Annotated in this window: 8 protein-coding genes; 7 read left to right on the top strand and 1 reads right to left on the bottom strand. The window is 42.4% G+C overall.

Annotated features, from left to right (window positions below; all coding sequences use genetic code 11):
• From RT269_RS06385 to RT269_RS06360, 6 genes are all read left to right on the top strand, one after another.
• Positions 1 to 1,015 (top strand): glycosyl hydrolase family 65 protein (locus RT269_RS06385; protein ID WP_313181335.1); only part of this gene is annotated, 1,015 nt, incomplete at its 5' end.
• Positions 1,016 to 1,028: 13 nt separating this feature from the next.
• On the top strand, positions 1,029 to 1,889 hold the full coding sequence (locus RT269_RS06380) for a DMT family transporter (RefSeq protein WP_313181333.1): 861 nt from the start codon (positions 1,029 to 1,031) through the stop codon (positions 1,887 to 1,889).
• A gap of 12 nt (positions 1,890 to 1,901) precedes the next feature.
• Entirely contained in the window at positions 1,902 to 2,543 is a 642-nt protein-coding gene (gene pgmB, locus RT269_RS06375) for a beta-phosphoglucomutase (RefSeq protein WP_313181331.1), read from the top strand.
• A 119-nt stretch (positions 2,544 to 2,662) separates the two neighbouring features.
• The gene (locus tag RT269_RS06370; protein WP_313181330.1) at positions 2,663 to 3,664 is read left to right on the top strand and encodes a LacI family DNA-binding transcriptional regulator; all 1,002 of its coding nucleotides are present in this window, start codon (positions 2,663 to 2,665) and stop codon (positions 3,662 to 3,664) included.
• A 156-nt stretch (positions 3,665 to 3,820) separates the two neighbouring features.
• The gene (locus RT269_RS06365) at positions 3,821 to 4,264 is read left to right on the top strand and encodes a MarR family winged helix-turn-helix transcriptional regulator (RefSeq protein WP_313181328.1); all 444 of its coding nucleotides are present in this window, start codon (positions 3,821 to 3,823) and stop codon (positions 4,262 to 4,264) included.
• Between the two features lie 24 nt (positions 4,265 to 4,288).
• A complete protein-coding gene (locus tag RT269_RS06360; RefSeq protein ID WP_313181327.1) occupies positions 4,289 to 4,489 on the top strand; it encodes a hypothetical protein in 201 nt (66 codons plus the stop codon).
• Between the two features lie 102 nt (positions 4,490 to 4,591).
• On the opposite strand, the gene RT269_RS06355 is transcribed toward RT269_RS06360, so the two are convergent.
• A complete protein-coding gene (locus RT269_RS06355) occupies positions 4,592 to 4,858 on the bottom strand; it encodes a hypothetical protein (RefSeq protein ID WP_313181326.1) in 267 nt (88 codons plus the stop codon).
• A gap of 169 nt (positions 4,859 to 5,027) precedes the next feature.
• Between RT269_RS06355 and RT269_RS06350 the strand changes: the two genes are divergently transcribed.
• Positions 5,028 to 6,119: a hypothetical protein gene (locus tag RT269_RS06350; RefSeq protein WP_313181325.1), complete on the top strand. Its 1,092-nt coding sequence runs from the start codon at positions 5,028 to 5,030 to the stop codon at positions 6,117 to 6,119.
• Positions 6,120 to 6,250 lie beyond the last annotated feature (131 nt).

Here is a 6,250-nt window from a genome sequence, read left to right as displayed (position 1 = left end):
TCACGTGACGGCGGCAGTTGCTTATGGCATTTATAATTATGTGAAAATAACCAGAGACATAGATTTTTTACTGAACGAGGGAGTGGAGATTTTAACAGAAACAGCAAGGTTTTGGGCCAGCCGGTGTGAATATGTCGCAGAAAAGGACCGCTATGAGATTAACCAGGTAACCGGCCCTGATGAATGGCATGAACCGGTAAATAACAATCTCTATACCAATTACCTGGCGAAATGGAATCTGCGCTATGTGATTGCCTTAATTGATACCCTTAAGAAAGAACATGCCAAAGAATATGATACGATAATCCGGAAAACAAGATTAACAGCCGGAGAAATCAAAAATTGGGAGATCGTCCAGGAAAAGATGTACCTTCCGAGAAAAGAAGGCGGGGGCCTTTTAGAGCAGTTTGAAGGTTACTTTAAGCTGGATGATGTGGTGATTGAAAAATACGACGAAAATGACTGGCCGATTCGTCCGGAAGCCTTAAAGACCAAGAAGGCAAGACAGACACAGATTATTAAGCAGGCGGATGTGGTCATGCTTCTTCACTTAATGGGAGAAGAATTTTCAGAAGATGAGATAGGTCAAAATTACGAGTATTATGAGAAACGTACCCTTCATGGATCTTCTTTAAGCCCAAGCATTTACTCTGTTATGGGGTTAAAGGTTGGAGACGATTCCAAGGCGTACCGGTATCTGAAAAGAGCCGCTTTCCTGGATTTACTGGACTTACAGAAAAACACGAGGGAAGGGATCCACGCTGCCAATACCGGAGGCGTATGGCAGACCGTGGTATTTGGCTTTGCCGGGGTTTCCATTGGGGAAGACGGTATGCTGACTGTTTGCCCTCACATACCAAAGGAATGGGAGGGGCTGGACTTTAGCCTCCACTATCTGAATTCCTGGTTAAAGATCACCATCAGCAGGGATAACAGCGTCTTAGTGAAGGTACTGGACGGGGAAGCCCTGGAAGTAATGGTGAATGGGCAGATTATAAAGGCATCCAGGGAATAGAAAGGACATATTCATGAAAAAAAGGCTTGCAATCGGGGGGCTTATCTTAGTAACCATCATATGGGGCGGCGGCTTTGTTGCCAGCGACATGGCGCTGGAAAGTATGAGACCATTTCAGATTATGGCGGTCCGTTTTCTGTTCGGCACTATTTTAATGGGGATGATCAGCATCCGTACCTTAAAAGGAATCACAAAATCAGAAGTTAAGGCAGGGGGGCTCATGGGACTCGCCCTCTTTGCCGGATTTGCATTTCAGATTGTGGGGCTTCAATACACCACACCCTCTAAAAATGCTTTTTTAACAGCTTTAAATGTGGTGATTGTTCCGTTTATTTCATTTCTGATCTTAAGAAAGAAGATAGGAGCAAGAGGGATAGTCGGGGCAGTGATGTCCATAGCAGGCGTGGCCCTTCTGTCATTAGACCGAAGTTTTACCTTAGGCCTTGGAGACGGACTGACTCTTATCTGCGCTGTTGGGTTTGCATTTCAAATATTTCTAACAAGTGAATTTATAAAAAAATACCGTGGGACTGTATTGAACTTTATTCAGATGATAACCGCATTCTTTTTATCTTTCATCAGCTTAATAGCTTTTGGAGAGACACAATTTCACGTGACTGGGAAAGGAATATTAAGTGTTCTTTATTTAGGAGTAATCAGCACAACGGTATGCTACCTGCTTCAGACAGCAAGCCAGAAATATGTAGATGAAACAAAAGCAGCCATTATTCTGTCCCTGGAGTCTGTATTCGGAACACTGTTTTCTATTATGATTCTTGGGGAAATGGTTACCCCCCGCATGTTGGTGGGCAGCTTGATCATCTTAGGAGCAGTTGTAATATCAAACCTTTCAGAAGCCGGGCAGGTAGAATAGGAGGAATCCCTTATGAAATATAAGGCAGTTATTTTTGATTTGGATGGGGTGATCTGCCATACGGACAAATACCATTATCAGGCATGGAAGCAGATCGCAGATGAACTTGGCGTTTATTTTGATGAAGAAATCAATAACCGGTTGCGGGGAATAAGCCGCATGGAAAGTCTTGAGATCATTTTAGAGAATTATCACGGGAACTTAAATCAGGAAGAAAAGACGTTTCTAGCAGAAAAGAAAAATGAAGTCTATAAGGAATTATTGAAGCATATGAGCCCGAAGGATCTTTCCCGTGAAGTAAAGACAACACTGGATGCCCTCCGCTTACAGGGACTGAAGCTTGGCATTGGCTCTTCCAGTAAGAATGCAGGATTTATCTTAGAGCGTCTCGGACTTTTTGGGTATTTTGATGCTATTTCTGACGGAAATAATATTACTAATTCCAAGCCTGACCCGGAAGTGTTCCTAAAAGCAGCCAGGTTCCTTTCAGAGGACCCGGAAGGCTGCCTTGTGGTAGAAGATGCCAAAGCCGGATTAGAGGCTGCCAAAGCCGGAAATATGGACTGTGGGGCAATTGGGGATGGGATATCCTGCAACATTGCAACTTATCAATTAAATACATTCTCCGATCTGCTGAATATCGTAGAACCTTGATGGATCACAAGGCCGGACCGTAACAGATTTGGCATTGTAACAGAATATGATGATAGTTGCGGCACGAAAACAGATATGATAAAATTAGGACAATATAAGAAGCGAGGAAGGAAAAAATAGTGGCAACAATTAAAGAAATAGCTGAAATGGCAGGTGTTTCTGCTGCGACCGTATCTCGTGTCCTTAATTTTGATGACACGTTAAATGTACAGGACGAGACGAAACAAAGGGTGTTTGAGGCCGCAGAACGATTAGAATATCAGATGCGGGACAAGAAGAAGTATAAAAAGAAATTAAAGCTTGGCATGATATCATCCTATTCCCTGGAAGAGGAATTAGAAGATACCTTTTATCTATCTGTACGCATTGCAATAGAGAGGAAATTAGAAGAGGAAGGGTTTAAAAAGTTTCCGGTCAATTTAGGGGATTCTGTGGAAAGCACATCGAATCTGGACGGATTGATCTGCCTTGGGACATTTAGTGAATCCATGGTAAACAAGGTGAAATCCTTTCATAAGCCGGCTGTTTTTGTGGATGCATTGGGTGACTTGGATTTGTTTGATTCCGTGGTAACAGATTTAAGACACTCTGTAAAGAAGGTGCTCAGCTATTTTTTACAGGAAGGCCACAAAAAGATCGCATTTATTGGAGGCCGTGATGTGGATGTGGATGGGAAAGAAGTGGTGGATTTAAGGGTTCCTATTTATCGTTCTTTCATGGAAGAGAGAGGGATTTTAAATGAGGAATATATTAAAATAGGCGGCTATACCCCCAAGCATGGATATAGGCTTGGAAAGGAACTTTTGGCTATGGAAGAAAGGCCAAGCGCTATCTTTACAGCAAATGATTCTTTAGCCGTTGGTTGTTATAAAGCCATACAGGAGGCAGGGCTTTGTATTCCGGAGGATATCAGCGTGATTGGATTTAATGATATCTCCATTGCTAAATATTTGGTTCCTCCTCTTACGACCGTTCATATTTATATGGATTTTATGGGCTCTCAGGCGGTAAGTATACTGGCGGAACGGATATATTCCGGCCGTGAGATCAGTATGCATATTTCCTTACCTACAAAATTGATGGTTCGGGGAAGTGTGAGTAAATGGAAAGGTGAGAATTAAGGGCTGCCAGCTCTTTCAAGATGCTGCTTCTCCGCGTTTATGCGGGAGGAACAGCATCTTTTTTTGGATTTTATTAATCTGCTTGACAAGTATCTGAACTCAGACTAATCGTTAAATGTCCGAAATCGGATACTTTATGATAGAGGAGATTCTGGAATGAATGAAAGGATCAAAAAGCAACAGGGAATTTTAAACCAACAGGAAAAGGAACTTACAGCCATCTATCGCAGTGCTGCTATAAAATACGGGATTTCTGACAGTGAACTTTGGGTATGGTATGCCCTTCTGGTTTTGGGAGGAGAGTATTCCCAGCAAAACATCTGTGATATATGGTCTTTGCCGAAACAGACCGTCAACTCCGTGATCGCAAATTTAACAAAAAAAGGCTATGTATTTCTGGAAGCAGTTCCTGGAACACGTAACCGGAAAATCATCCGTCTGACCGAAGAAGGAAAAGCGTTTGGTGAAAACAGGGTACTGCATATATATGAAGCAGAAACGAGAGCCATTGAAAAGATGCCGGAGCAGGAGCTTATGACATTCATCGCATTGATGGGGAAGTATATTACCCTTTTGCGTGAAGAAATAAATAAAGAGTAATGAAAATAAGCAGAAAGGAGAATTATGAATCGAGAACCCCATACCGTTATTACGGAGATAATGAATGATATCAGTCGTGTAAGGCTGGGTACCGAGCATGACTATTACAATACCGGGCGGTTCTTCATTTCTGCGGAAAGAGAAAACCCTGGGCAGCATCCTATTCCCATCGCTTTGGGGCTTTGTATAAGCATTATATGCAGGCTGCCGCCAGATAACAGTTAGAAACCGCAGGTGTGATTGTGCGGCATAATATCAGCGAATACAACAGCAAAACGGCATAGTCAAAACTGACTATGCCGTATGATGTACGAACACTTCTTTCACTTATTCTTCAATGACCTGAATTTCAAGAAAATCAAAATCAATATGTTCTATAAAATTATCCTGGGTAAACCGGGCCTTGGAATGTTTTTGAAATTCATGAACGGTAGCATCAAGCCACATAGGTTTTCCAAGATCGAACTGGAGGCAGATGTCGTCAAGCGCCTGAAAGACCATAGTAGTTCTGGAAAGGCTGTAGTCGGAGATACAGATGACAGTGTCTTTCATGATCCTGGTATCTTTCATTATTTTTGCCCACATGCGAAACATAAACGAATTTTCCTTTCTAAAATAAGGGGATGCCATCAGTTGCTTTTATAATGCAACGATTATAGCATTATTGCACAGAAAAAGGCAAGAAGGAAAATGGCGGACATTGTAAAACAATGAAAAATATGATAGAATCTTTGTAGGAAAAACCGAAGGAGGAAGACTTAAGATGGCGCAACCCATAACAGATCAGGTTGGTTTTCTTGGAGAGGCCTGCAGGGCTGTCCAGGAGCTATCTGCAAGCAGGAGTTTATTAGAAAAGTTCCGTCTGGAGGAGAAACGTCTGGATAAGGAACTGGATGCAGAAAGGAAGGCTGTGACAGATGCCATCAGCCTTACGGTGAGGAAACGGATCGAGGAAATTAATGATACCTATGACAAGGAAATAGCCAGGGAACAGGACCGCTTAAAACGGGTGAGGGGAAAGCGGGAGAAGGCAAAAACCCAGGGAGTCAGGGAACGGATCGAAGAGGAAACGGCAGAGCTTAAAGGAAATAACCGGGAGTTAATGCTTCAGATGAAGTCAGTTTTCCAGCAGGACAGGGTTCCTGGCCTTTGTAAAAGCGGCTGGTATTATGCTCTGTATCTTCCCAGAGGATTTTCAGAGTTCTTTGTGCTGCTATTAAATGTTTTCTTGTTCTTTCTTGCAATCCCCTGCGGGATCTATCTGTTGCTTCCAGAGAAATCTCCTTTTTATCTAATGGGGATTTACTTTGTGGCCATCTTGTTTTTTGGGGGCCTTTACATCCTCATCAATAATCTTACCAAGGTGAGGCATCAGAGTGCATTAAGGAAAGGAAGGTCCATCAGAGACCTTATTAAGTCCAACAAACGAAAGATCAAGGTTATCGTCCATTCCATAAAAAGAGACCGTGATGAAGCTGTATACAATCTGGAGAAATACGATGATGAGATCGCCCGGATCGATCAGGACTTATCCAATATTGCCGATAAGAAGCGGGAAGCTTTAAATACCTTTGATAAGGTGACAAAGACCATCCTGTCCGATGAGATCGCCGGCAACAGCAGGGAAAAGATTGCAAAGCTTGAGGAAGAATATGAAGCGGCAGCAGCTAATGCCAATGAGGCGGAAATCAGGGTAAAGGAGCAGACCCTGTTTATCAATGATAACTATGCATCCTATATTGGAAAAGAATTTATGGTTCCGGAGAGGCTTGACGAACTGGCAGATATGATCCGGATGGGCAGGGCTTCCACCATCAGTGAAGCAAAAACTCTTTATAAGAGTATTAAAGAATAAAATCAAGGTGCAGGATAAAAGCGTTTGTTTTCCTTTTTCCTGCGTCTTTTTTAATATAATCACTTTCATGAAGGCAATTTTCCAATGATATTTCATGTCCCTGTAAATGAATAATTCCATAAATGGCGGCT

The organism is Lacrimispora sp., assembly GCF_032078915.1.
Classification (GTDB): domain Bacteria; phylum Bacillota; class Clostridia; order Lachnospirales; family Lachnospiraceae; genus Lacrimispora.
Note: the sequence above shows the minus strand (reverse complement) of the source record. Positions and strands in the feature narration are given on the sequence as shown.

Excerpts from the sequence above, each read along its gene's own strand:
- RT269_RS06350 (WP_313181325.1), top strand. The coding sequence starts at position 5,028 with ATGGCGCAACCCATAACAGATCAGGTTGGTTTTCTTGGAGAGGCCTGC.
- pgmB (WP_313181331.1), top strand. The coding sequence starts at position 1,902 with ATGAAATATAAGGCAGTTATTTTTGATTTGGATGGGGTGATCTGCCAT.
- RT269_RS06360 (WP_313181327.1), top strand. The coding sequence starts at position 4,289 with ATGAATCGAGAACCCCATACCGTTATTACGGAGATAATGAATGATATC.
- RT269_RS06355 (WP_313181326.1), bottom strand. The coding sequence starts at position 4,858 with ATGTTTCGCATGTGGGCAAAAATAATGAAAGATACCAGGATCATGAAA.
- RT269_RS06380 (WP_313181333.1), top strand. The coding sequence starts at position 1,029 with ATGAAAAAAAGGCTTGCAATCGGGGGGCTTATCTTAGTAACCATCATA.
- RT269_RS06365 (WP_313181328.1), top strand. The coding sequence starts at position 3,821 with ATGAATGAAAGGATCAAAAAGCAACAGGGAATTTTAAACCAACAGGAA.